Origin of the sequence: Sphingomonas sp. TF3 (genome assembly GCF_003985085.1) — a bacterium.
Classification (GTDB): Bacteria; Pseudomonadota; Alphaproteobacteria; order Sphingomonadales; family Sphingomonadaceae; genus Sphingomonas.
The window spans coordinates 360224-385049 of record NZ_RWKS01000001.1 but is presented as its reverse complement, the minus strand read 5'-3'; the positions used below and the strand labels follow the sequence as shown (position 1 = coordinate 385049).

Genomic DNA, 24826 nt, shown 5'->3' with positions numbered 1-24826 from the left:
CTTTGTAGAAGACCAGGTGAGCAGCGCAAAGAGACATCTACTTCAGCCAATCGAGTGATTGGCTGAACTCTCAATCGGAGCGGACAGCCGCGCTTATTTCGTCCAGCTTGCCAGCCAGTCGGCAAGGGCTTGCGGGCTGAGGCTGCGGGCATCGGCGAGGGCGGCGGTACGGCCCGCATTCTTGAGCGAATCGGTTTTGGGGTCGACGATCAGTACGCTCGGCACGCCGCCACCGAAGTGACCGTTCAGTCCATATTTGGCGGCAATGTCGAGATTTTTGTCGAAGCGGCCGACATCGACGGTAACGATCTCATAGTGTTTGGCGAGGAAGCCGCGCAGTTCGGGCAGTTCCATCGTCGCCGCGAGCAGGCGGCAATCGAGACACCAATTGCCGCCGAGATCGATCAGCAGCAATTTGTGCTGCGCCTTGGCGCGCGCGCGCGCGGCGGCGACCTGCGCCTTCGCGTCGGCTTTTTCGTCATAAGGGAGCGGCAGGGGGGTCTTGAGCTGCGCGAAGCTGGCCGTGGCGACCTTTGGAGCTGGAGCGGCGAGGGCCGGGGCGGCGAGGGTCAGGGCGATCGCGGCAAAAACGAGGCGCATGGAAGTTCCTTCTACAACCTTTCCGGGCGGTGCCGGGGTTCGACAGGATTGTAGGGCGTCCCGTTGAAATCGCACACAAAGAAAAACCCGGCGGGCCTAAAGGCCTGCCGGGTCTGTTCTTTTGCCAGTGGCGCGAACGCTTACGCGATCGAGGTCAAATTGACCGCTGCCATCTTGCCGCGACGATCGACTTCGAGTTCGAATTCGAGCCGGTCGCCTTCGTTGAGCGAGGTCATGCCACCACGCTCGACCGCCGAGATGTGCACGAACGCGTCGGGCTGCCCGTCGTCGCGCTGAATGAAGCCGAAGCCCTTCATCGCGTTGAAGAACTTGACCGTACCGGTCGCCTTCTCGCCGGTCAGCTGACGCTGCTGCGCACCACCGGGGGCGGCACCGCGCGGCGCGCCGGGGCCTGCGTCACGGTCGCGCGGCGGGCCGCGGTCGGTGACGGGGAGAGGCTCGCCCTCGATCTTGAGGTCGGTCGCCGAAATGCGGCCGCCGCGATCGACGAGAGTGAAGCCGAGCGGCTGGCCTTCGGCCAGACCCGTCAAGCCGGCCTGCTCGACTGCGGAAATGTGCACGAACACATCTTCGCCGCCATCGTCGCGAACGACGAAGCCAAAGCCCTTCTGGCCATTGAAAAATTTGACGACGCCGGTGCCTTCGCCAACGACCTGCGGGGGCATGCCGCGGCCACCGCCGCCTGCGCCACCGCCGCCGAAGCCGCCACCACCGCCGCTGCGGAAGCCGCCGCCACCGCCGCCACCGCCGAAGCGATCGCCACCGCCGCCGAACCGGTCACCGCCACCGCCAAAGCGATCGCCGCCACCGAACCGGTCACCGCCGCCGAAACCGCCGTCGAAGCCGCCGCTGTCGCCGAAACCGTCGCGCTTGTCGCGCCCACGCCCGCCACGATCGCCGCGGCGTCCTTTATCGAAACTCATGCCCTGTTCGTCTTCCCGGTTCGTCCGACATCGTTATAGCAACCGTTGCGTCGGACGAAAGACGCAGGGCTTCGTGCACCAAACCAAATGTGCCACCGACTCGTGTTAGCCTAAAATTTAAGGCGCTGCGAACAAATTCGTCGAAAATGCGGCGCGTCCTGTGTTGATCTTGCGCGACCGTGGCAATCCCGGCACAGGATGGTGCCATGTCGATCCTCCATTTGCTCGCCGATCCCGCCGCCTGGGCGGCGCTCGCCACATTGATCGTGATGGAGATTGTGCTCGGCATCGACAATCTCGTCTTCATTTCGCTGCTCTCGAACAAGCTGCCCGAAGGCCAGCGGGTGAAAGTGCGGCGCGTCGGCATCGGGCTGGCCTTGGGGCTGCGGCTGGTGCTGCTGTCGGCAATCGCCTGGATCGCCGGGCTGGTCGAGCCCGTGTTCGATCTGGGGATTGCCGGCGCGGTCGATGCGCGCGGCGTTCCTTCCTTCGAAACCGCCTTTTCGGTGCGCGACCTGATCCTGATCGCGGGCGGGCTGTTTCTGCTGTGGAAGGCGACGACCGAAATCCACCACACGATCGACCCCGACGATTCGGGCGACGTACTCGACAAGAAGAGTTCGGTCGCGATGTCGTTCGGCGCGGCGATCGTGCAGATCCTGCTGCTCGACATGGTGTTCTCGATCGATTCGATCTTGACCGCGATCGGCATGACCGACGATTTGCCGGTGATGATCGTCGCCGTCATCGTCGCGGTCGGGGTGATGCTGATCGCGGCGACGCCGCTCGCCAATTTCATCGATCGCAATCCGACCGTGGTGATGCTGGCGCTCGGCTTCCTGCTGATGATCGGCGCGGTGCTGATCGCCGATGGTTTCGGCGTGCATGTGCCCAAGGGCTATATCTACGCGGCGATGGCCTTTTCGGGGCTGGTCGAAACGCTCAACATCGCCGCGCGCAAGGCCCGCGCGCGCCATCGCTAACGGCGGACCCCATTGAGCGCGCATCGATTCGCCGCTAGGGCCGGGCGATGACAGTGCATCTCCACGAAGAAGACATCCCCGCAAATCTGTTCGTCCCCGGCGTCGACATCGCGGTCGACACCGAGACGATGGGCCTGATCACGCCGCGCGACCGGCTGTGCCTGGTGCAGCTTTCCGATGGCGGGCCGGACGAGCATCTCGTGCGCTTCGCCCCCGACAGCGATTATGCCGCGCCCAATTTGCGTGCGCTGCTGGCCGATCCGGCACGGGTGAAGCTGTTCCACTTCGCGCGCTTCGATCTGGCGGCGATCAGCCATTATCTCGAAGTGACCGCAGCCCCGGTCTATTGCACCAAGATCGCATCGCGTCTGGTGCGCACCTATACCGATCGCCACGGGCTGAAGGAGCTGGTGCGCGAATTGCTGGGGCAGGACATTTCCAAGGCGCAACAATCGTCCGATTGGGGCGGCCCGGTGTTGAGCGAAGCGCAGAAGGATTATGCCGCGTCGGACGTGCGCTATCTCCACGCGATGCGCAACGAGCTCGACTTGCGGCTGGCGCGCGAAGGCCGCACCGAACTGGCGCAGGCGTGTTTCCAGTTCCTGCCGTGGCGCGCGGAACTCGATCTGGCCGGCTGGCCGGAGGTCGATATTTTCGCGCATGCCTGATTCGGGTGCCATCCGCAGCCAGCGCCTGATCTGGGCCGCGCCGGGCAGCAGCCACGATCGCACGATCGGCGTGCTGCGCGTGGTGCTGCCGATTCTGATCGGTGTGCTGGCGGCGTTCGTGGTGGTGCTGCCGCTCTATTCGGGCGGGGATGTCAGCTTCCTGCTCGACAAGAACAAGGTCGAAGTCGCCAAGGAACGCCTGCGCGTGCAGTCGGCCACCTATCGCGGCAATGACGACAAGGGCCAGCCCTTCGCTTTGGTGGCGGGGTCGGCGATCCAGAAGAGTTCGGCCGAGCCGATCGTCTGGCTGCAGCAATTGTCGGCGCAAATCGGGCTGTCCGACGGTCCGGCCGATGTCGTCGGCGATCGCGGCCATTATAATATGGATCGTCAGCAAGTGACGATCGATGGGCCGTTGCAGGTGAAAAGCAGCGGCGGCTACCGGCTCGATACGCAGAATTCGACGCTCGATCTCAAGTCCAAGACGTTGAAAAGCGGGGGTGCCGTGACGGGTACGGTGCCGCAGGGGACGTTCAGCGGCGACCAGATGAACGCCGATCTCGAAAACCATGTTGTTCGGCTGGACGGCAATGCCCGCTTGCGGATCGTCCCGCGAAAGACGAGATAGCGCACATGCGTCGCACCCTTGCCCTTATCGCCCTGTCGTCCGCCCTCGCGGGCGCAGCCTATGCGCAGACTGCGCATAATTCGACCGCGCCGATCAATTTCTCGGCCGACCATATCGAGCTGCAGGACAAGGCCAATCGCGCGGTGCTGACGGGCAATGTCGTGGTTAAGCAAGCCGAAATGACGCTGAATTCGGCGCGGATGACAGTCGCTTACACCGGCCAGATTGTGGATGGCAGCCCGCAAGTGTCGCGCCTCGACGCCTCGGGCAGCGTCACCGTCACGCGCCCCGACCAGACCGCGCGCAGCAATTTCGCGGTGTATGATCTCAACAAGCGCGTGGTGACGATGCTGGGCGCGGTAACGCTGATCCAGGGCGGCAACACCGTGAATGGCGGTCGGCTGACGATCAACCTCGATACCGGGCGCGCGGTGATCGACGGCAATTCGGTGGGCGGCGGTGCGACCGGAACCAAGAGCAGTGGCGGTCGCGTCAGCGGCACCTTCTCGGTGCCCAAGCGCGACAACTGAGGCGACCGCGCGCACGCTTCGGCTGGCGGCATCTTCCCAGCCGAACGGGTTTCGCCTAGGTTGCGCACGCGACCATGCACGAATCCTGCCAAATACGGCGCGGTAACCTTTCGTTCACTCTAAAGTGCGAGCACGGGACCTGTAATGACCGAGACCCTCACCCTCGAAAACGCCCCGCCGATCGCCGAAGTGCCGGTGCTGGACGGCTTGTCGGTCGTGTCGATCGCCAAATCCTATGACAAGCGCAGCGTTTTGACCGATGTGTCGCTGTCGGTCGGCAAGGGCGAGGTGATCGGTCTGCTCGGCCCGAACGGTGCCGGCAAGACGACGTGCTTCTATTCGGTGATGGGGCTGGTGAAGCCCGATTCGGGCCGTATCATGCTCGACGGACAGGATATTACCGGCCTGCCCATGTATCGCCGCGCGATCCTGGGGCTGGGCTATCTGCCGCAGGAAACTTCGATCTTCCGCGGCATGACGGTCGAGCAAAACATCCTGAGCGTGCTCGAACTCGCGGTGCCCGACAAGGAGCAGCGCATGGCGCGGCTGACCACCTTGCTCGACGAATTCGGGCTGACGCGGCTGCGCGATTCCCCGTCGATGGCGCTATCGGGCGGGGAACGCCGCCGCGCCGAGATCGCGCGCGCGCTCGCTGCCGATCCGTCGATCATGCTGCTCGACGAGCCATTCGCCGGGATCGATCCGCTGTCGATCGCCGACATTCGCGACTTGATCTGCGAGCTCAAGAAACGCGGCATCGGCGTGCTGATCACCGATCACAATGTCCGCGAGACGCTCGAAATCGTCGACCGTGCCTATATCATCTATGATGGCCGCGTGCTGTTCACCGGCTCGCCCGAGGAACTGGTGGCGGACGCGAATGTGCGGCGGCTGTATCTGGGTGAGGGCTTCTCGCTTTAGGGTATGCGGACTGCTCTTAATCCGTTCGTGCTGAGCTTGTCGAAGCACTGCTTGCCGCAGATGGGACCTTGCTCGCTGCGCGGGCCCTTCGACAGGCTCAGGGCGAACGGTATTTGGGTGGCCAGCCGATGAGCCTCGCGCCGCGCCTCGACCTGCGCCAGTCGCAATCGCTGGTGATGACGCCGCAATTGCAGCAGGCGATTCGCTTGCTGGCGCTGTCGAACCTCGAGGTTGAGGGCTTCCTCGCCGAGGAGATCGAGCGCAACCCGCTGCTCGAAGCAAGCGCACCCGATGATGACGGCCCGACGCAGGAACGCGAAGCCGATGCGCCGATCCGCGACGAACCCGCCACCGCCGACCAATTGCTGATCAGCGGGGGCGATGCCGGGGAGGCCTCGCTCGATGTCGATTTCACCGCCGAGAGCTTTCATCACGATAGCGCGTCGGATTCGATCGGTGATCAGCCGGGCGCGGCGGGCATGGACGGCGCGCTTGGCCTCAACGGTGCCAGCAGTGGTGGCGGGATGGGGGAGGATGGCCCGGATTTCGACAGCTTCGCCGATACCGCGCTGACGCTGCAGGACCATCTGCTCGCCCAAGCGGGGACGGCGGTGGACGGGCCGGACCTGTTCATCGCCGCGCATCTGATCGATCAGATCGACGAATGCGGCTATCTCACCGCCTCGCTGCTCGATGTCGCGACAAGGCTCGGCGTGCCGCTGGCACGAATCGAGGCGGTGCTTGGCATCATCCAGACCTTCGATCCGACCGGGGTTGGCGCGCGCGACCTCGCCGAATGCCTCGCACTGCAGGCCAAGGAGGCGGACCGCTACGATCCGTGCATGGCGCGGCTGATCGACAATCTCGATCTGGTCGCGCGCGGCGATCTCGCACGGCTCAGGCGGCTGTGCGACGTCGATGACGAGGATCTGGCCGACATGATCCGCGAATTGCGCGGCTATGATCCCAAGCCGGGCTGCCGTTATGGCGGGGAACCGACCCAGGCGGTGGTGCCCGATCTGTTCGTGGCGAAGCGCAAGGATGGCTGGGGGATCGAGATCAACGCCGCCACGCTGCCGCGCGTGCTGGTCAACCGCAGTTATTATAGCGAATTGTCGACCGCGCGCGGCGACAAGGCAAGCAAGGCGTGGCTGGGCGAGATGCTCGCCAGCGCCAATTGGCTGGTGAAAGCGCTCGATCAGCGCCAGCGCACGATCATCAAGGTCGCGACCGAGATCGTGAAGCAGCAGGAGGCGTTCTTCCTGCACGGTGTTGCGCATCTGAAGCCGATGACGCTGCGTCAGGTGGCGGATGCGATCGAGATGCACGAATCGACGGTCAGCCGCGTCACCAGCAACAAATATCTCTCGTGCGCGCGCGGGCTGTATGAGCTGAAATACTTCTTCACCTCGGCGATCCAGTCGTCCGATGGCGGCGATGCGGTGTCGGCGCAGGCGGTGAAATCGGCGATCAAGGCGCTCGTCGCGGGCGAGGGCGACAAGATCCTGTCGGACGATACGCTGGTCGAACTGCTCAACGCCAAAGGCTTTGACATTGCGCGGCGCACCGTCGCCAAATATCGCGAGGCGCTGGGTATCGGGTCGTCGGTGCAACGGCGGCGCGCGCGGGCGCTGGGCGCGGGGTGATTGGCCCCGGATCGGGGCGACCGGCCGCCTCTTGATCTGCCGACGCTGAGCGGATACGCACGCGCCAGCATCAAGAGTCGGGACGACGCCCGACACCAACCTGCTTCCCAGCAAGGTGGTGCCTCCGTGCAAGCGGGGGGATGTGGCCGGACCGGCAACAAACGGGACTAAGCCACCTGTCGTACTGTTTCCTGGTGCCGAACCGGAAAAAGGACAGCGTGACGATGCCAAAAGCCCAGCAATTTGCCAGCGACAACTATGCCGGCATCTGCCCCGAAGCATGGCGGGCGATGGAGCTTGCGAATGCGGGGTCGGCCAATGCCTATGGCGATGACGACTGGACGCAACAGGCATCCGATGCCTTTCGCAAACTGTTCGACACGCAATGCGAGGTGTTCTTTGCCTTCAACGGCACGGCGGCGAATTCCTTGGCGCTGGCGTCGCTCTGCCAATCCTATCATAGCGTGATCTGCTCGGCGCAGGCCCATGTCGAGACCGACGAGTGCGGCGCGCCGGAGTTCTTTTCCAACGGTTCCAAACTGTTGGTGGCACCGACGACAAGCGGCAAGCTTGACCCGCACGCGATTCGCAAGCTCGCCACCAGCCGCGCCGACATTCATTTTCCAAAGCCCCGCGTGGTGACCATTACGCAACCCACGGAAACCGGGCAGGTCTACACGATCGAGGAGATCGAGGCGCTGTCGGCGGTGTGCCGCGAACTCGGGTTGAGACTCCATATGGATGGTGCCCGGTTTGCGCACGCGTGCGCTACGCTTGATTGTGCCCCGGCCGACATCACCTGGCGTGCCGGCGTGGACGTTTTGTGTTTCGGCGGCACCAAGAACGGCATGGCGGTTGGCGAAGCGGTGTTGTTCTTCGATCCCGCGCTGGCGCAGGATTTCGATTATCGCTGCAAGCAGGCAGGGCAACTTGCCTCCAAAATGCGCTTCCTGTCGGCCCCATGGGTGGGGTTGCTGGAGAGCGGCGCGTGGTTGACCAACGCGCAACATGGCAACGCCTGCGCGAAGGCCCTGGCAGCGGCGGTCGGAGACATGCCCGGCGTTGCGTTGATGTTCCCGGTCGAGGCGAATGCGGTGTTTCTGACCGCACCCGACATCGTGCTCGATCGCCTGCGGGAGCGCGGCTGGCGTTTCTACACCTTCATCGGCGGCGGGGCGCGCTTCATGTTCGCGTGGGACGCAGACCTGGCACGTGTGAACGCGCTGGCCCAGGATCTGCGCGAGATCAGTGGTCTCGTGTCGACCGAGGCCGCAGTGATGTTGGAGGATGCCTGAGGCGTGTTGCGGACAAGATCCTGTTCGATCGAGCATTGTTTCAAGAACGCGTAGGATCTTGCCCGTCCTGCCCCGCTTTTCTGTGCGATGGACCATTTCTGCGCGCTTCGCGTTATGATGGGAAGGATGATCCTTCGCTGCCGAGTACTTCGTGACGACTCCAGAAAAGCTACCCGTGCCTGACACTGTCGACCGCCCGACCGATCGGGCACCGCGGTTGACCGCCGATGCCGAGCGCATCGCGGCGGAGTTGATCGGGCAGGATCTGGGGACCGACCCGTTCGTGGCGGCGGTGCGCGCGACGCGGATGCCGATGATCATCACCAATCCGCGCTTGCCCGACAACCCGGTGGTGTTTGCCAACAACGCCTTTTGCCGGTTGAGCGGATATCCGCGCGACGAAATTCTCGGCCGGAACTGCCGTTTCCTGCAGGGGCCGGAGAGCGACCCCGCAACCGTGCAGCGCATTCGCGAGGCGGTCGAGCGGGTCGAGCCGCTCGAGATCGACATTCTCAACCACCGCAAGGACGGCGAGACCTTCTGGAACCGGCTGCTGATGGCCCCGGTGTTCGATACCGAGGGGGTGCTGGCCTATTTCTTCGCCAGCCAGGTCGATGTGACGATCGAGCGCGAGCGCCTGAAGGGGCTGGAAGACGATAACGCCTCGTTGATGGCGGAATTGACCGATCGGTTGCGGTTGCAGGAAGAACATGAGCGCGAACTCGCCTTCACCCTCAGGGCGGCACGGTTTGGCACATGGAGCCTCGATATTGCCAGCAAACGCCTGACCGCGTCGGAAACGTGCAAGGAGATTTTCGGCCTGCGCGCCGATCAGCCGTTCACCTACCAGGATCGGCTGCAGGCGATCCATCCCGACGACCGCGGCAGGAGCGTGGCGGAGGTCGAGCGCTGCATCGCAGAGGGAAATGACTACGATATCGTCTACCGCATTTACCGCCCCGATGGCGAATTGCGCTGGCTGGCGTCGCGCGGACAGCCGTTCTTCGATGCGCAGGGCCGCGCGCTGCGCATCGCCGGGGTTTCGACCGACATCACCGACCAGCGCCGCGCCGAGCGGATGCGGTCCGCGCTGGTCGATTTGTCCGACGTTTTTCGCGATACCGAGGACCCCGACGATATCTCCTTTGCGGCGGCGGAGATCATTGCGCGGACGCTCGGGGTCAGCCGCGCCGGTTATGGCGAGGTCGACACGCGGGCCGAAACGATCACGATCGCGCGCGACTGGAATGCGCCGGGGGTGAACACGCTCGCCGGGGTGCTGCAGTTCCGCGACTATGGCAGCTATATCGACGATCTGAAACGCGGCGAAACCGTGATCGTCGAGGATGCCCGCACCGACCCGCGCACCGCCGAAACCGCCGCAGTGCTGGAGGGGATTTCGGCACGCGCCTTTGTCAACATGCCGCTCACCGAACATGGCGGGCTGGTCGCCTTGCTGTACCTCAACCACGTCACACGGCGGACATGGCACGAGGACGAAATCGCCTTCATGCGCGAAGTGGCGGAGCGAACGCGCATCGCGACCGAGCGTCGGCGCGCCGAACAGGAACTGGCGTTGCTTGCCGCTTCGCTCGAACAGCAAGTCGCCGAGCGGACCAGCGCGCTCCAAACTGCCGAGGATGCGTTGCGCCAATCGCAGAAAATGGAGGCGGTCGGGCAACTGACCGGTGGCGTTGCGCATGATTTCAACAATCTGTTGACCGTCATCCAATCGGCGACGGACTTGCTGAAGCGACCGGGACTGAGCGACGAACGGCGGGAACGGTATATCGATGCGATTTCCGACACTGCCGATCGCGCCGCCAAGTTGACGGGGCAATTGCTGGCCTTTGCGAGGCGGCAGGCGTTGAAGCCGGAAGTGATCGATGTCGGGCAAAGCCTGCACGTCATTTCCGACATGTTGCGCACGCTGACGGGCTCGCGCATCGTCATCGCGATCGACGTGCCCGACAAGCCGTGTTTCACCAATGTCGATCCCAGCCAGCTCGATACGGCCTTGGTCAACATGGCGGTCAATGCGCGCGACGCGATGAACGGTGCCGGGAATATCGCCATAGCGGTACGCGCGGTTCCCGCCATTCCGGCGGTTCGCGCGCACCCGGCGGTTGCGGGCCGCTATGTCGCGATATCGATCCGCGACACTGGAATCGGCATCGATCCCGATCAGATCGAGCGCATTTTTGAGCCTTTCTTCACCACCAAGGGGGTTGGGCAAGGCACTGGGCTCGGGCTTAGCCAGGTGTTCGGCTTCGCCAAGCAGTCCGGCGGCGATATCACGGTCGAGAGCAGCCCTGGCCAGGGTGCCACCTTCACCCTCTACTTGCCTCAGGTCGATCCGCCGACGGTACAGGCGACCGAGCCGCCGGTCGAAGGCGTTGCCGATGGGCACGGTGCCTGCGTGCTCGTGGTGGAGGACAATATCGAAGTCGGGACGTTCACCACCCAGTCGCTTGCCGAGCTTGGCTATGTCACGGTGTGGGCAGCCAATGCGCAGGATGCGCTGGCCGAACTCGCGCACGATGCCGCGCGCTTCGACGTGGTTTTTTCGGATGTGGTGATGCCCGGGATGAACGGCGTGGCCTTGGCCAAGACGATCCGGCGCGACTATCCCGATCTGCCCGTGGTGCTGACATCGGGGTATAGCAGCGTGCTGGTCGAAAGCGTGCCCGATGGCTTCGAGCTGCTGCACAAGCCGTATTCCGTCGAGCAACTTTCGCGCGTGTTGCGCAAGACGGTGCGGTGAGCCGGGCTGCAAGCGGCGCTGGCGCAATCGCAGGGGCTAGTCGTCTTCATCCTCAAAGCCGAGCAACGCCAGCGCACGCGCCTTGATCTGGTGCGTCTGGCACCAATGCACCAGCGCATCCTCGCGGCCGTGCGTGACCCACACTTCGCGCGGGGCGATTTCGGTGAGCGTCGCAGTCAGCTCGTCCCAATCGGCGTGATCGGACAGGATCAGCGGCAGTTCGACGCCGCGCTGCACCGCGCGCTGGCGCACGCGCATCCAGCCGCTGGCCATAGCGGTGATCGGATCGGGCAGGCGGCGCGACCACCGATCGGCGAGTGCGCCGGGCGGAGCGAGCACGATATGGCCCATCATCTCGGCCTTGCTCGCGCTGGTGGCGGGGCGAAGCTCGCCCAGCGCCACGCCGTGTTCTTCATACAGCGCACACAGCCGTTCGAGCGCGCCGTGGATGTAGATCGGCGCATCATGCCCGCGCGCGCGCAATTCGGCGATGACGCGCTGCGCCTTGCCCAGCGCATAGGCCCCGACCAGCACGCAGCGCGCCGGGTTGGCGTGGAGCGCGTTGGTCAATTTGTCGATCTCGTCGCCGGTGTCGGGATGGCGGAAGACCGGCAGGCCGAAGGTCGCCTCGGTGATGAACACGTCGCATTGGACCGGTTCGAACGGCGCGCAAGTGGGGTCGGCGCGGCGTTTGTAATCGCCCGAAACGACGATGCGCTCGCCACGATATTCGAGCAGGATCTGCGCCGATCCCAGCACATGCCCGGCGGGGACGAAGGTGGCGGTGACTTCGCCGAAACGGTGGCTGTCGCCATATGCGATCGGTTGGCCCGCCTGGGGGCCGTAGCGCGTTTCCATGATCGCGAGCGTCTCGGGCGTCGCCCATACCGCCTCGTGCCCGCCGCGCGCGTGATCGGCATGGCCGTGCGTCACCAGCGCCACCGGCGACGGGCGCGCGGGATCGACCCACAGGTCGGCGGGTTTCACATAGAGGCCGTGCGGGTGCGGTTCGACCCAGTCGCCGAGCTTTGCCATCGTGCCTATATGGGCGGGATGGCCGATGGTTCCCAGTTTGGAGATTCTGTTCCGATCTCCCTCTCCCTTTGGGAGAGGGAAGGAGCCGCGAAGCGGCGGAAGGGTGAGGGTGACGGCGCGCGTACCGGCAAAACCGGTCACCCTCACCCTTCCCACGCCTGCGGCGCGCGCCCCTTCCCTCTCCCGATGGGAGAGGGATGAGTCGCGTCCTTCCCCCCGCGATCACCGAATGGTTCGCCGCCAAGGGCTGGGCGCCGCGCGCGCATCAGCTGGCGATGCTGGACGTCGCGCGGACCGGCGATCATGGCTTGCTCGTCGCCACCACCGGCGCGGGCAAGACGCTGGCGGGATTTTTGCCGACGCTCGCCGATCTGATCGAGCATCCGAGCGAGGGGCTGCACACGCTTTATGTCTCGCCGCTAAAGGCGCTGGCGGTGGATGTGCAGCGCAATCTGCTCACCCCGATCGCCGAAATGGGGCTCGACATCCGCGTCGAGACGCGCACTGGCGACACGCCCTCTGACCGCAAGGCGCGGCAGCGCATTCGCCCGCCGCAGATCCTGCTGACCACGCCCGAATCGCTCAGCCTGTTGCTCAGCTATCCCGATAGCAGCCTGATGTTCGAAGGGCTGAAGACGATCGTGGTCGATGAGGTCCACGCCTTCGCCAACGGCAAGCGTGGCGATTTGTTGAGCCTGTGCATGGCGCGGCTGCAACGCCTCGCGCCCGGTCTGCGGCGTGTCGCGCTGTCGGCGACGGTGGCCGATCCCGACGCCTACCGCGCCTGGCTCGCGCCCGATGGCGATATCGATGCGGTGCGGCTGGTGCGGGGGGCGGCGGGCGCGCCGCCCAATGTCACGATCCTGCTGCCGCAGGGGCGCGTGCCATGGTCGGGCCATTCGGGGCGCTATGCCGCCGAACAGGTGATCGCCGAGATCGAGACGCACAAGACGACGATCGTGTTCTGCAACACCCGCGCGCTGGCCGAATTGATCTTCCAGGATCTGTGGAAGGTCAACGCGATGAACTTGCCGCTTGGCGTGCATCACGGCTCGCTCAGCCTGGAGGCGCGGCGCAAGGTCGAAGGCGCGATGGCCGATGGGCGGTTGCGCGGGCTGGTGGCGACCTCCTCGCTCGATCTTGGGGTCGATTGGGGCGATGTCGATTGCGTGATCCAGATGGGCGCGCCCAAGGGATCGTCGCGGTTGCTGCAACGCATCGGGCGCTCCAACCACCGGCTTGACGAACCGTCCGAGGCGATCGTGGTGCCCGGCAATCGCTTCGAATATCTCGAGGCGCGCGCGGCGCTGGATGCGATCGAGGCAGGCGAACTGGATGCCGATGTGTTCCGCATGGGCGCGCTCGACGTGCTGGCGCAGCATGTGATGGCGTGCGCCTGTGCCGCGCCCTTCCGCGAAGAGGCGCTGCTCGACGAAGTGCGGTCGGCCTTGCCCTACTCCGCGCTGACGGCGGACACTTTCGCGCAAGTGCTCGGCTTCGTGCGCGACGGCGGCTATGCGCTGAAGGCGTACGACAAGTTCAAGCGGCTGACGCAGGACCCGGACGGAAGCTGGCGTGTCAGCCATCCGCGTTTCATCGCGCAGCACCGCTTGAACGCCGGGATCATCGTCGAGGCGACGATGCTGAGCGTGCGCTTCGGCAATGGCCGCACATTGGGGCGCGTCGAGGAGGGGTTCGCCGCGACGCTGTCGCCGCGCGATACCTTCTTCTTTGCCGGGCTGAGCCTGGAGGTCGAGCGGATCGATACCGAGGCGGTGGTGGTGCGCGCGACCTCGCGGCCCGCGCGCATTCCAAGCTATGGCGGCGCGCGGATGCCGCTGTCGACCAATCTCGCCGAGCGCGTGCGCGGCTTTCTGGCGAGCCCCACGGGGTGGCACCGCTTCCCCGACGATGTGCGCGAATGGCTGGAGGTGCAGCAACAGCGATCGGTGTTGCCGCGACCGGGGCAATTGCTGGTCGAAACCTTCCCGCGCGAGGGGCGGCATTATCTGGTCGCGTACAGCTTCGAGGGTTGGAACGCGCATCAGTCGCTAGGCATGCTCATCACGCGCCGCATGGAGACGCAAGGGCTGAAACCGATCGGCTTCGTCGCCAATGATTATGCGCTCGCGTGCTTCGGGCTTGAGTCCGTGACCGATCCGGCGGCGTTATTCTCGCGCGATATCCTGGAGGATGAATTCGTCGATTGGGTGCAGCAATCCTCGCTCCTGAAACGCGCGTTTCGCGAAGTGGCGGTGATTGGCGGGTTGGTCGAGCGGCAGATTCCGGGCAAGCGCAAGACCGGCAAGCAAGTTAGTTTCTCGACCGACCTGATTTATGACGTGCTGCGCAAATATGAGCCCGGCCATTTGCTGTTGCAGGCGGCGTGGGCCGATGCGCGCGCGCGGATGACCGATGTCGGACGCTTGGCGGATCTGCTTGATCGCGCACAGGACACGATGCTGCACGTGCCGCTGGAGCGGATTTCGCCGCTGGCGGTGCCGGTGCTGACGTTGATCGGGCGCGAGCATATCGCGCAGGGGCTGGCCGACGATGCGTTGCTGATGGAGGCGGAAGTGCTGGCGGCGGAAGCGATGCGGCTCGATTGACCGGGCTTGTTACAGACCCGGCGCGGGCGTAGCTTCGCGGATATGGCCCCGGCGCTCGTCTTGATCGTGCCGTTGGCAACGGCGCTCGCCGCCGCGCCGCTCCAGACCCGCGGGCCACCCCCGCCGTCCGCTGCGACGCAGCAGGAAGAGTCCGAAACGCCCGCCGATGCGCTTGGCTTTACCGATGACGGGCTGCGCATGTCGGTGCCGGTGATGATCGGCCAGAACGGCCCCTATCGCTTCATCGTCGACACCGGTGCCGAACGCACCGTCATCGCACGCGACCTCGCGACTGCACTCGGGCTGGCACCGGGTAAACGGGTTCGTATCAGCGCGATGGCTGGCTCGACCGGGGCGGGTACCTTCGTCTTGCCCGAGATCAGCATCGGTGCGGAGACGTTGGTCGAGGGCGCTCGGCTGCGCGGATCGGGGATCGAGGCACCCGCATTGCTCGCGGGTAATCTGGGCGGGCAGGGGTTGGTCGGCATTGATACGCTGCAAGGCCGCGCAGTGACGATCGATTTCGCCGCGCGTACGATGACGGTGGTGCCGGCGACCAAGCGCACCAAGCGCGAAGTGTTCGGCCCGGGCGACATCGTGGTCCGTGCGCGCAATCGCGCGGGCCAGCTCGTCGTCACCGATGCCAGCTATGAAGGGCATAAGGTGCGCGTGGTGATCGATACCGGCGCAGTCGTCAGCATGGGCAATCTCGCCTTGAGGCGATTGGTCGGGGATGATCTGGCGCAAGCGCAACCGATGACCTTGCTCAGCGTAACCGGCGGCAAGCTCGAGACGCAATTCGGGTTGGTGCCGCGTTTCGCGATCGGCGACACCGGCTTTGCCAATTTGCCGGTGGCGTTTTCGGATGCCGCTCCCTTTGCCCGGCTTGGGCTGACCGCACGCCCGGCGCTGTTTCTCGGCATGGATGCGCTGCGCCTGTTCGGGCAGGTGCGGATCGATTTCGCCAATCACGAATTGCGCTTCGCCAAACCAAAGCGTGCCGCGACGCGCTAACGGTTGCGTTACGCCCAAGCCGCGTTAGCCTCCTCCCGACATAACCTTGGGGGCTTTACCATGCGCGCGATCAGCACATTTTTGGGGGCGACGATTTTGGGAGTGGCGGGGCTTGCCAGCGCGGCCTTGGCGCAGGACCGCCCCGACCAGAAGGCCTATCTCGGCCTCTACAAGCAACTGGTCGAAACCAACACGACGCTGTCGAGCGGAAGCTGCACGACGGCGGCGGCGCAGATTGGCGCGCGGTTGAAGGCGGCGGGCTATGCCGACCAGGACATTACCTATTTTGCGGTGCCCGATCATCCCAAGGATGGCGGGCTGGTCGCGGTGCTCAAGGGGAGCGATGCCACGGCCAAGCCGATCCTGTTGCTGGCGCATCTCGACGTGGTCGAGGCCAAGCGCGCAGACTGGGTGCGCGATCCGTTCACGCTGATCGACGAGGGCGGCTATTATTACGGGCGCGGCACCGTCGACGACAAGGCGATGGCGGCGGTGTGGGCCGACAGCATGATCCGCTTCAAGGCCGAAGGCTATCGGCCAAAGCGCACGATCAAGCTGGCGCTGACGTGCGGCGAGGAAACCACCTTCGCCTTTAACGGCGCGGAATGGCTGTCCAAGAACAAGCGCGACCTGATCGATGCCGAGTTCGCGCTCAACGAAGGTGGGGGCGGGCGCTACGGCCCCGATGGCAAGCCGCAATTGCTCGCGCTGCAGGTCGGCGAAAAGGCCGCGCAAAACTATACGTTCGAGACGACCAACCCTGGCGGGCACAGCTCGCAACCGGTGCCGGACAATGCCATCTATCAGCTCGCGGACGCGTTGAAGGCGGTGCAGGGCTATGAGTTTCCGGTAAAGTTTACCGAGACGACGCGGGCGTTCTTCGGCATGGCCGCGCTTGGCTCGCCCGCGCCGCTGCGCACGGCGATCACGGCCTTGCTGGCCAATCCGCAAGATACGGCGGCCGACAAGATCGTCAGCAGTGACAAGATGATGCATTCGACGCTGCGCACGACCTGCGTCGCGACCATCGTGAATGCGGGCCATGCCGAAAATGCGTTGCCGCAGCGCGCCACCGCCAATGTGAATTGCCGCATCTTCCCCGGCGAGACAGTGGAGGGCACACTGGCCAAATTGCAGGAACTCGCTGGCCCTGCGGTAAAGGTGACCGCCAACGCGCCGATCCGCCCGACCGCCGTCCCGCCCGCGCTCGATCCCAAGGTCGTCGGTCCGGTCAAGGCGGTCGCGGCGAAGCATTTTCCGGGCCTGCCGCTTCTGCCGCTGATGTCGACGGGCGCAACCGACGGTGTATTTCTCGAGGCGGTCGGCATCCCGGTGTACGGCGTGCCGGGCTTCTTCCTGGATAAGGATGGCAACGGGATGCACGGGTTGAACGAGCGGATGCGCAAGGATTCGCTGTATCAGGGCCGCGACTATCTGTTTGATTTGGTGAAGGCCTTCGCGGGATGATCGCAAGCGGTGGTGGCGGGCCGGTCCCGCCGCCACCGCCGACGGCCATTCGCCGCCGGACCATTTTTCGAATAATTGCTATTGATAATCGATCGCAAAAAGGACATTGCGCGGCCCTCGATAAAAGAGGGATTCGCAGTGAAACAGCATTTCGTATCGGCGCTCCTGCTTGGCACCGTCGTGATCGGCAGCCCGGCTTTGGCGCAAAGCCAGAGCGATCTGGAGGACGGCACGATCGTCGTAAACGGTCAGCGTCCGCGCAACGAAGCGTCCGCAGGCACCAAGAGCGCCGTGCCGATCGCCGAGACGCCACAGTCGATCAGCGTGATCAGCGCGGCGGACATTGCCGACCTCGGGCTGCAGAACCTCAACCAGGCGCTGCGCTTTGTGGCGGGTGCGACGACCGAGCAGCGCGGGTCGAGCGCCGAAGTGTATGACCAGTTCAAGCTGCGCGGCTTCGACGCGCCGCAATTTCTCGATGGACTGAAGTTGATCGATGGTGCGGGCTACCTGTCGCCGCAGATCGACGTCTCACGGCTCGACCGGATCGAGGTGGTGAAAGGGCCGGCATCGGTGCTCTATGGCCAATCGGGTCCGGGCGGCCTGATCGCGATGTCGAGCAAGCTGCCACTCGACCGTGACTTTTACGGCGCGGTGTCGGGCACTTATGGCACCTATGATTTGTACCGCGCCGATGCCGATGTCGGCGGGCGTGCCGGATCGTCGATCCTTTGGCGCGTGAACGGCACCGTCAATGGCGCGCATACGCAGCAGGATTTCGGCAAGCGCGAGCGCGAGGCAATCTCGGGCGCGCTGACGATCGGCGCGGGCCACGCGACCAGCCTGACGCTGCTCGGTGCCTATTCGCATGATCCGTATAACGGCACCTACGGCGTGTTCCCGGCATCGGGCACCCTGCTGGCCAATCCCAATGGCCAGATCCCGACCACGCGCGATTTCGGCGAGCCGGGCAATGTCTTCAAGCGCGAGCAGGTGGCGGGCACCTATATCCTGAACCATGATTTCGGATCTGGCTGGAGCGTCCGCGCGTCGGGGCGGTATCAGCACGCCACCTCCAATCTCGGCATCGTCTACGCCAGCGGATCGCTGACCAACAGCGCGACCAGCACCACGCTATACGACCGCGCTTCCTATGCGACGCGCGAACGCAGCGATTCCTGGGTGTTCGACAACCAGCTCCGTGGCAGTTTCACGACCGGGCCGCTGACGCATGCGGTGCTGCTGGGGGTCGACCATCAGGCCGGTCACGCCCGCGAAGTCTATGCCTTTGGCACCGCCACGCCGCTTGACGGCTATCATCCCATTTACGGCACGATGGCGGTGCCGCTGACGCCCGAGACGGTGCCCGGCGGCACGGTCGGGGTGCTCGCGCCGCGCAAGACGCAGACCGGCCTCTACGCGCAGGACGAGATTTCGACGGGCGGGCTGCGGGTGGTGCTGAGCGGTCGGCAGGATTGGGCGCGGACGACTTCGGGCACCGCCGCACCGGAAACATCGCAGAAATTCACCTATCGCGCGGGCGTCCTGTACACGACCGCGTTCGGGCTTGCGCCTTATGCCAGCTATTCGACCTCGTTCGAGCCGCAGAGCGGAACGGTGCAGAATGCCGATGGCACGCTCCGCCAGGCCAAGCCCTCGCTCGGCAAGCAGATCGAACTTGGCGCGAAATACACCGTGCCGGGCAGCAAGATCCTCGTCACGGCGGCATGGTTCCAGATCGACCAGACCAATTTGCTGACCGCGATCCCCAATTCGTTGTTCGCGCTGCAAAGCGGGAAGGTGCGCTCCACCGGCTTCGAAGTCGAGGCCAATGCACCGCTGCCCTACGGCTTCAACGCCAAGCTGGCGTATAGTCGGCAGAAGGTGCGCACCATCGCCGATGCCGATCCGGCCAATATCGGTAACGGTATTCTCGGCGTCGGGCGGGGTGGGGTTTCCGCCAATCTCGAATGGGCACCGCGCCACGGTGCCTGGCAAGGCTTCGCGATCGGCGCGGCGGTGCGGCACGTCGACAGCATCTATGCCGGGACCGCCGCGCGCGTCAGTACGCCAGGCTTCACGCTGTTCGATGGGCAGGTGCGCTATGATCTCGGTCGGCTTGCGCCACGGCTTGAGGGGCTGACCTTGGGCGTGAACGCCGCCAACATCTTCGACAAGAAGTATGTGACGACGTGCTATCTCGATTATGCCTGGTGCTGGTATGGCAACCGCCGCACCGTGCAGGGCACGATCGCCTATCGCTGGTGAGGGCGGCAGTGTCGCAACGCCGCACTCTTCCCAAGCGAGACGCCGCCCGCGCGTGGCGACGACGGGGCGATACTGCACTCCGCGTCGTCGCCGCGATCCCGGGCGGCTATGCCGTCGCCAGCCTGTGGGCGATGGCGCTGGCGCGGGTGCTGCCATTTGGGGCGGCGCAGGCGACCTTCGCCGCCACGATCGTCGCCTTCGCGATCTGCGCCTTCACTGCAATGTGGGCCTTTGCCGCGCGCAGCGGCTGGCGCGCGCTGTGGACGATCGTGCTGGCGGGGATCGTTGCTGCCGGGATCACCGCTGTGTCGATCCACGCGTGGGGCCGGGTATGAAGACGGGGTTTCGCCAGAGCCAGGCGACACTGCACACCTGGTCCGGCCTGCTGGTCGGCTGGGTGTTGTTCGTCGTGTTCCTCACCGGCACTACGGCCTATTGGCGCGAGGCGCTGAACCGCTGGGCACAACCGGAACTGCCCGCGATCAGCGATCCGTTGACGGTCGTGCGGGGCGCGCAAGCGTTTCTCACGCGGCAAGCGCGCGGGGCCGAGTCGTGGTTCATCACCGTGCCGACCACTCGCTCGGCGAGCGGTAGCGTCTATTGGGTGCCGGGGACAGATACGCCGCCGCCGCGCGACGGGGCTGAAACCTCCGCGACGATCGACGGTGCTGGTCACCCCGTGGTTGCACGCGCGACGCGGGGCGGGGATTTCTTCTATCGCTTCCATTTCGACCTGTTCTATTTGCCGGTATTGTGGTCGCGCTGGATCGTCGGCACTTGCGCGATGGTCATGCTGGTCGCGATCCTCACCGGTATCGTCACGCACAAAAAGATCTTTCGCGATTTCTTCACGTTGCGGCGGGGCAAGGGGCAGCGATCGTGGCTGGATGGGCACAATGCCGCGGCCGTGCTTGGCCTGCCGTTTCATGTGATGATTACCTATACCGGGCTGGTCACGCTGGCGACGATGCTGATGCCGTGGGCAGTGGTGGCCAATTATAGCGATACCGGCAGCTTCGCCGGGATTCTGTACCCGCAGGCTCCGGTGGTGGCGCGGACTGGGCGGGCGGCGCCGCTGGTCGATCTGGCGCGGGTGGTGCGCGATGGACAAGCCCGGCTGGGCGGGCCCGTCGATGCGATCCTGGTGACCTTTGCCGGGGATGCGGCGGCGCGAGTCACGCTGGCCAAAAGCAGCCAGGCATCACTGTCCAACTTCACCCCAAAGCTTGGCTATGATGGCGTGAGCGGTCGCTTGCTCTGGGCGTCGCCGCCGCCTGGTGGCGCGCAGGTCACGGCGGGCGCGATGATCGGGCTGCACGCCGGACGTTTTGCCGATACCGCGATCCGCTGGGTATATTTCCTGTGCGGCCTTGGCGGCACGTTGATGGTGGCGAGCGGGCTGGTGCTGTGGACGGTCAAGCGGCGGGAAAAGCTGCCCGATCCAGCGCGGCCGCATTTCGGTTTCCGCTTGGTTGAGCGGTTGAATGTCGGGTTCATCGCGGGGTTTCCGACGGCGATGGTGGGCTTTCTCTGGGCCAATCGCCTGTTGCCGCCGCTGTTGCCGCGACGCGCCGATGCCGAAGTCAATGTGATGTTCGCTTTGTGGAGCGTGCTGCTGCTTTACGCCTTTCTGCGCAAACCGACGCGGGCGTGGGTTGAACTGCTGGGATTGACGGCGGGCTTGCTGGTCGCGCTTCCTGTCTTCGACATACTGGCGACCGACAGAGGTTTGCCTCGGACGATTGCCAGCGGCGACTGGACCCTAGCGGGGGTCGATCTGACCTTCCTTGCCGTGGGCGCTGGCTTCGGCTGGGCGGCGCGCGCCATCGCGCGGCACCGCGCGCACCCGCGCCGCGTACGATCGCGCGCCGCCCCCACGGTGCTCGCAGGATGAAGGCCGTGACGTTCCTGCTCGGGCTCATCGCCTTCATGCTGTTTGCGCTCTCGACCAATCGCCATCACGAGCGCGGCTGGGGCCGACGGTGTTCGCCGCGCGCAGCGACCGGCTTCCGCATCGCGGCGTGGGTCTGCGTCGGAGTCGATTTCATAATGGCGATCGTGGCGTGGGGCGCTGTGTTCGGGCCGATCGGCTGGGTGGCAAGCTGCATGGTCGGCGCGGCCGCGACCTTCCTGCTGCTCAACCTGCTGCCTGCGCCGCCCCCGCACCGCAAAGCACGGCCTTAGCCCTTATGCGGCGGGGCGTTCGCCCGCTTCGATCCGGCGTGCGATGGTTTCGAGCACGGGCCACAGCTCGGCCACGCTGTCGATGACATAATCGGCACCTGCTGCGTGCAGATCGGCGGCAGCCGCGGCGATGCGGCGGGCGCGGTCTTCGGGGGCGAGCGCGAGCAAAGCGTCATGGCTGAGGCCGACGCCATTCCCGGATGCCGCGAGCCCGACGGTCCAGGCCCCCGCCGCCTTGCCCTCGCCAATGCCGACCGTGGCGTCGTCGACCTTCACACAGGCGGCGGCTGGCCAGACGCCGAGTTCGACCAGGCCCTTCCACAGCATCAGCGGGGAGGGGCGGCCCTCCAGCGTCTCGCCCGAGCAGACCACGACATCGGGTGCATAGCCCTGCTCGGCTGCGAGCGGCAGGATGTCGGCCATCATCGGGCGGGTGTAGCCGGTGCAGGAGGCGATCTTCACACCGTGCGCGCGCAACGTCGCGGTGAGCTCGGCCGCGCCCGGGATCAGGGCGGCGCAATCCTTGGCCGCGCCGCGCATCATCGGTTCGACCGCATCGTGCAACGCGGTCACGTCGCTTTCGGCGGGCTGCGCCGCGTGCGCCGCCTGCCACGCCTCAGCCACGCGCGGCTTGGCCAGAATCGCACGGATATGGTCGCGCTTGGCACGTCCCATATCGGCGCGGGCTTCGTCTTCCGAGATGCCCACACCTGCATCGGCGAAGACGCGCTGCAGCGCGATGACGGGCGCGCAGCAGCCATGATCGATCATCGTGCCGGCCCAATCGAGCACCACGGCCTTGATCGGAAAACTCATGCAACGGCTCCTTGGTGTTGCGCCGTGATCGCCGCGACCGTCTCTTCGGCGAGGGCAAAGGCGGTCGAGGCTCCGGTGCCACTGGTCACAGTCACCACCTGCACGCCGGGCAGCGGGCGCGTGACGCGGCTGTGGCTGGCAGCGGAAGCATAGGTGCCGGTCCAGCGTTCCAGCACGGGCGGAACGTGGCCGAACACCGCGCGGAATTCGTCGAGGATCAGTGCATCGACCGCGTCCTTGCTGAACGGATCGGGCGTGGTGGCGTAATGATGGCTGTCCCCGACGACCAGGCTGCCATCGGCGCTTTGCACCACAATCAGATGGATGCCGTTGGCGAGGTGATCGGCCTGTTCGGCCTCCAGCCGCTGCCGCAGCGCCGCCGCCTCGGGCAAGGCCGCATAGCCAAGATAGCGCACCATGCCGAGATCGGACATGATCGCCCCCGGCAAGCGATAGCCCGGGTCGGCGAGCCGCAGCATCTGCAGCTTGCAGCGCGTGATTCCGGCGAGGGAGTCGGGGAAGAGCGTGGCGAGATCGTCGCCGGGGCAGACGATGATCGCGCGCGCGGGGATTGTGCCGACCGAGGTGTCGAGCTGCCCGGTCTCGACGCCGTGCACCGCGACGCCGCGCCAGAATTCGACGCCGTGATGCGCGGCAAGCCATGCCGCCAGCTTTGGGATGGCGGTGCGCGATTCGACGCGGATGTCGATCGCGCTGGTCAGCACGCCTTCCAGCGCGGCCGGGCGGATCGGGCCGAGCAGCGCTTGCGCCGCCTCGGCGTCATGCCAGGCGCACCCTTCCGCCATATCGGTCTGCAGGAAGGCCGCGCATACGGCGCGCGCCTCGGGCCGCTGCGCGACCATCGTCAGGCCGTGATGCTCGACCGCGATCCCGGCGGGACCGGCTACCTCCATCCACACATCGCGCGAGCGGCGGGCGCGGTGCCAGACCGTGCCGTGTTCCTGGCCGGTGACGGTGACGAAGCCGAAATTGCGGATCGACGCGCCATTGGCCTGCGCATCGCGGTCGATCACCAGCACGCGGCGTCCGCCCCGCGCAGCGGCGAGCGCATGGGCGAGACCGACGATCCCCGCGCCGACGATGGCGACGTCGTAGAAGTCGAGCTCGCTCATGCCGGCACTGCTGCCAAGGTCTCGGCGGCCCGCTGCTCGGGCGCGCGGCGGAAGAAATACAGCGCGGCGAACAGCGTCAGCACCGTGCCGACCACGCTGGTGATATAGGCCCCTCCCATGAAGAAGCTCAGCCAGTCGAGCGAGCGCTGCCCGAAATTGCGCCACAGCAGCAAGGCCACGCTGCCGAGATAGCCGAACGAGTCGGCGACATAGATCAGAAAACCGGCATTCGCGATGCGACCGCTGGCCGCCACCATCCGGTCGAACAGCACCGCATTGATCGGGCTATACGCGATATAGAGCCCCGACCCCGACAGCACCACCCACACAAAGGGCGAGATCAAATGCGCCTGAAACGCGAGTGTCGAGACCCCAAGCAGCGCGAAACCGCTCGCAATCATGATGTGGATGACGAGCAAGGCGCGGCGGTTGTCGCGCACCAGAATGACCAGCGCCATGCCCGCGAGCGCGATCAGCGCGACGGGAAGCTCGCTTGCCGAGAAGATTGCAGCCTTCCCGCCATAACCGAGCGCGGCCCAGATTTCGGCGGCGAAATTGTCGCGGAAATCGCGAAAGGCGGTGAGCAGGACATAGGCGACGACGATCGCGATCAGCCCGGGCGCATAGGCCTTGAGGAAGCTCCGGCGCTCGGCCCCGGTCATCGGCGCGCGCTTGACGCGTTCGGCCTCGTCGCGTGCGTTGGGGGGCGGCAGCGCACCCAGCACCCAGACCGAAACCAGCAATAGCGGCATGAACAGCAGGCCGGTCGCGGCAGGCATCCAGAAGCGGTCGACATGTTCGCTTTGCATCAGCCAGGTGCCGACCGATTTGACCACGCCCGACGACAGGATGAAGCTCGCGCACAACATCGAGGCGAGCACCTCGGACACGCGCCGTCCCTCCATGAAACCAAAGACCAGCCCCCAGATCATGCCGAGCGGCACGCCGTTGAGAAACAAGGCCGCGACGTTCCACGGTGCCGGGACGATCGCGAAGGCGACCAGCGCCAGCCAGGACAGGCCGATCAGACCGAGGATGGCAACGGCGCGGTGGCGCGGCGCGATTTCCGACACGACCTTTACGCCGATGAACTTCGAGAGCGCATAGCCTGCGACCTGCGCGACGATCAGCGCGATCTTGTAATCGAGCACCCAATGCCAGCCCGGCACCAGCTCGAACGTCGCGGCTGTAAACGGTTTGCGAAAGGCGTACATCGCGAAATAGGCGCAGAAACCCGCGGTTCCGGCGACCGCCGTGAACACCGCAGGATGAGCCTGCGCCAAAGCACGCCGAAAACGACCGTCCACGTAACCCCCCGGCC

Annotated in this window: 21 protein-coding genes and 1 riboswitch; of the genes, 15 read left to right on the top strand and 6 right to left on the bottom strand. The window is 65.4% G+C overall.

What is annotated here, in order from left to right:
- Positions 1-93: 93 nt before the first annotated feature.
- Both EJC47_RS01645 and EJC47_RS21500 read right to left on the bottom strand, forming a co-directional pair.
- Complete coding sequence (locus EJC47_RS01645) at positions 94-600, bottom strand: thioredoxin family protein (protein ID WP_126845205.1); 507 nt, start codon at positions 598-600, stop codon at positions 94-96.
- 140 nt (positions 601-740) lie between these two features.
- Positions 741-1544: a cold-shock protein gene (locus EJC47_RS21500; protein ID WP_126845204.1), complete on the bottom strand. Its 804-nt coding sequence runs from the start codon at positions 1542-1544 to the stop codon at positions 741-743.
- Between the two features lie 206 nt (positions 1545-1750).
- Here EJC47_RS21500 and EJC47_RS01635 point away from each other — a divergent pair, with 206 nt between their 5' ends.
- From EJC47_RS01635 to EJC47_RS01600, 8 genes are all read left to right on the top strand, one after another.
- Entirely contained in the window at positions 1751-2527 is a 777-nt protein-coding gene (locus tag EJC47_RS01635; RefSeq protein ID WP_126845203.1) for a TerC family protein, read from the top strand.
- Between the two features lie 47 nt (positions 2528-2574).
- Positions 2575-3195 (top strand): ribonuclease D, encoded by a 621-nt coding sequence (locus tag EJC47_RS01630; protein WP_126845202.1) that lies wholly within the window; start codon positions 2575-2577, stop codon positions 3193-3195.
- Positions 3188-3823: an LPS export ABC transporter periplasmic protein LptC gene (gene lptC, locus EJC47_RS01625; protein WP_010405003.1), complete on the top strand. Its 636-nt coding sequence runs from the start codon at positions 3188-3190 to the stop codon at positions 3821-3823. The genes EJC47_RS01630 and lptC overlap by 8 nt, the downstream gene beginning before the upstream one ends.
- Positions 3824-3828: 5 nt before the next feature.
- On the top strand, positions 3829-4353 hold the full coding sequence (locus EJC47_RS01620; RefSeq protein ID WP_010405000.1) for an LptA/OstA family protein: 525 nt from the start codon (positions 3829-3831) through the stop codon (positions 4351-4353).
- Between the two features lie 144 nt (positions 4354-4497).
- Positions 4498-5274, top strand: a complete 777-nt coding sequence (gene lptB, locus EJC47_RS01615) for an LPS export ABC transporter ATP-binding protein (protein WP_033964713.1) — start codon at positions 4498-4500, stop codon at positions 5272-5274.
- 128 nt (positions 5275-5402) lie between these two features.
- Complete coding sequence (gene rpoN / locus EJC47_RS01610) at positions 5403-6920, top strand: RNA polymerase factor sigma-54 (RefSeq protein ID WP_126845201.1); 1518 nt, start codon at positions 5403-5405, stop codon at positions 6918-6920.
- Positions 6921-6982: 62 nt separating this feature from the next.
- Positions 6983-7092, top strand: a riboswitch (SAM-I-IV-variant riboswitch).
- Between the two features lie 52 nt (positions 7093-7144).
- Complete coding sequence (locus tag EJC47_RS01605; protein WP_033964736.1) at positions 7145-8215, top strand: threonine aldolase family protein; 1071 nt, start codon at positions 7145-7147, stop codon at positions 8213-8215.
- Between the two features lie 175 nt (positions 8216-8390).
- Positions 8391-10979, top strand: a complete 2589-nt coding sequence (locus tag EJC47_RS01600; protein WP_260591437.1) for a PAS domain-containing protein — start codon at positions 8391-8393, stop codon at positions 10977-10979.
- Between the two features lie 36 nt (positions 10980-11015).
- Here EJC47_RS01600 and EJC47_RS01595 read toward each other — a convergent pair whose 3' ends face one another.
- A complete protein-coding gene (locus tag EJC47_RS01595) occupies positions 11016-12014 on the bottom strand; it encodes a ligase-associated DNA damage response exonuclease (RefSeq protein WP_126845200.1) in 999 nt (332 codons plus the stop codon).
- Between the two features lie 197 nt (positions 12015-12211).
- Between EJC47_RS01595 and EJC47_RS01590 the strand changes: the two genes are divergently transcribed.
- The 7 genes from EJC47_RS01590 to EJC47_RS01560 all read left to right on the top strand — a co-directional run bounded on the left by EJC47_RS01590 (position 12212) and on the right by EJC47_RS01560 (position 21556).
- Positions 12212-14623, top strand: a complete 2412-nt coding sequence (locus tag EJC47_RS01590) for a ligase-associated DNA damage response DEXH box helicase (RefSeq protein ID WP_185867521.1) — start codon at positions 12212-12214, stop codon at positions 14621-14623.
- 42 nt (positions 14624-14665) lie between these two features.
- Positions 14666-15637 (top strand): retropepsin-like aspartic protease, encoded by a 972-nt coding sequence (locus EJC47_RS01585; RefSeq protein ID WP_033964717.1) that lies wholly within the window; start codon positions 14666-14668, stop codon positions 15635-15637.
- A gap of 60 nt (positions 15638-15697) precedes the next feature.
- Positions 15698-17104 (top strand): M20/M25/M40 family metallo-hydrolase, encoded by a 1407-nt coding sequence (locus tag EJC47_RS01580; protein WP_126845199.1) that lies wholly within the window; start codon positions 15698-15700, stop codon positions 17102-17104.
- Positions 17105-17242: 138 nt separating this feature from the next.
- The gene (locus EJC47_RS01575) at positions 17243-19372 is read left to right on the top strand and encodes a TonB-dependent siderophore receptor (RefSeq protein WP_126845198.1); all 2130 of its coding nucleotides are present in this window, start codon (positions 17243-17245) and stop codon (positions 19370-19372) included.
- A gap of 8 nt (positions 19373-19380) precedes the next feature.
- On the top strand, positions 19381-19707 hold the full coding sequence (locus EJC47_RS01570) for a hypothetical protein (protein ID WP_126845197.1): 327 nt from the start codon (positions 19381-19383) through the stop codon (positions 19705-19707).
- Positions 19704-21266, top strand: a complete 1563-nt coding sequence (locus tag EJC47_RS01565; protein WP_126845196.1) for a PepSY-associated TM helix domain-containing protein — start codon at positions 19704-19706, stop codon at positions 21264-21266. Before EJC47_RS01570 ends, EJC47_RS01565 begins: the two co-directional genes overlap by 4 nt.
- Before the next feature lie 5 nt (positions 21267-21271).
- Positions 21272-21556: a DUF3325 domain-containing protein gene (locus EJC47_RS01560; protein ID WP_185867520.1), complete on the top strand. Its 285-nt coding sequence runs from the start codon at positions 21272-21274 to the stop codon at positions 21554-21556.
- 3 nt (positions 21557-21559) lie between these two features.
- Here EJC47_RS01560 and phnX read toward each other — a convergent pair whose 3' ends face one another.
- The 3 genes from phnX to EJC47_RS01545 are packed head-to-tail and all read right to left on the bottom strand — an operon-like array spanning position 21560 to position 24812.
- Positions 21560-22372 (bottom strand): phosphonoacetaldehyde hydrolase, encoded by an 813-nt coding sequence (gene phnX, locus EJC47_RS01555; protein ID WP_126845194.1) that lies wholly within the window; start codon positions 22370-22372, stop codon positions 21560-21562.
- Positions 22369-23505 carry a TIGR03364 family FAD-dependent oxidoreductase gene (locus tag EJC47_RS01550; RefSeq protein WP_126845193.1) on the bottom strand — a complete coding sequence of 379 codons (1137 nt, stop codon included), beginning with the start codon at positions 23503-23505 and terminating at the stop codon, positions 22369-22371. Before EJC47_RS01550 ends, phnX begins: the two co-directional genes overlap by 4 nt.
- On the bottom strand, positions 23502-24812 hold the full coding sequence (locus EJC47_RS01545; protein ID WP_260591436.1) for a DUF5690 family protein: 1311 nt from the start codon (positions 24810-24812) through the stop codon (positions 23502-23504). The genes EJC47_RS01550 and EJC47_RS01545 overlap by 4 nt, the downstream gene beginning before the upstream one ends.
- Positions 24813-24826: the final 14 nt, after the last annotated feature.

Bases quoted from the DNA above. Each gene is read 5' to 3' on its own strand.
- EJC47_RS01645 (WP_126845205.1), bottom strand. From the start codon at position 600: ATGCGCCTCGTTTTTGCCGCGATCGCCCTGACCCTCGCCGCCCCGGCC.
- EJC47_RS21500 (WP_126845204.1), bottom strand. From the start codon at position 1,544: ATGAGTTTCGATAAAGGACGCCGCGGCGATCGTGGCGGGCGTGGGCGC.
- phnX (WP_126845194.1), bottom strand. From the start codon at position 22,372: ATGAGTTTTCCGATCAAGGCCGTGGTGCTCGATTGGGCCGGCACGATG.
- EJC47_RS01630 (WP_126845202.1), top strand. From the start codon at position 2,575: ATGACAGTGCATCTCCACGAAGAAGACATCCCCGCAAATCTGTTCGTC.
- EJC47_RS01590 (WP_185867521.1), top strand. From the start codon at position 12,212: ATGAGTCGCGTCCTTCCCCCCGCGATCACCGAATGGTTCGCCGCCAAG.
- EJC47_RS01620 (WP_010405000.1), top strand. From the start codon at position 3,829: ATGCGTCGCACCCTTGCCCTTATCGCCCTGTCGTCCGCCCTCGCGGGC.
- lptB (WP_033964713.1), top strand. From the start codon at position 4,498: ATGACCGAGACCCTCACCCTCGAAAACGCCCCGCCGATCGCCGAAGTG.
- EJC47_RS01550 (WP_126845193.1), bottom strand. From the start codon at position 23,505: ATGAGCGAGCTCGACTTCTACGACGTCGCCATCGTCGGCGCGGGGATC.
- EJC47_RS01605 (WP_033964736.1), top strand. From the start codon at position 7,145: ATGCCAAAAGCCCAGCAATTTGCCAGCGACAACTATGCCGGCATCTGC.
- EJC47_RS01635 (WP_126845203.1), top strand. From the start codon at position 1,751: ATGTCGATCCTCCATTTGCTCGCCGATCCCGCCGCCTGGGCGGCGCTC.
- EJC47_RS01580 (WP_126845199.1), top strand. From the start codon at position 15,698: ATGCGCGCGATCAGCACATTTTTGGGGGCGACGATTTTGGGAGTGGCG.
- EJC47_RS01565 (WP_126845196.1), top strand. From the start codon at position 19,704: ATGAAGACGGGGTTTCGCCAGAGCCAGGCGACACTGCACACCTGGTCC.
- EJC47_RS01585 (WP_033964717.1), top strand. From the start codon at position 14,666: ATGGCCCCGGCGCTCGTCTTGATCGTGCCGTTGGCAACGGCGCTCGCC.
- lptC (WP_010405003.1), top strand. From the start codon at position 3,188: ATGCCTGATTCGGGTGCCATCCGCAGCCAGCGCCTGATCTGGGCCGCG.
- rpoN (WP_126845201.1), top strand. From the start codon at position 5,403: ATGAGCCTCGCGCCGCGCCTCGACCTGCGCCAGTCGCAATCGCTGGTG.
- EJC47_RS01595 (WP_126845200.1), bottom strand. From the start codon at position 12,014: ATGGCAAAGCTCGGCGACTGGGTCGAACCGCACCCGCACGGCCTCTAT.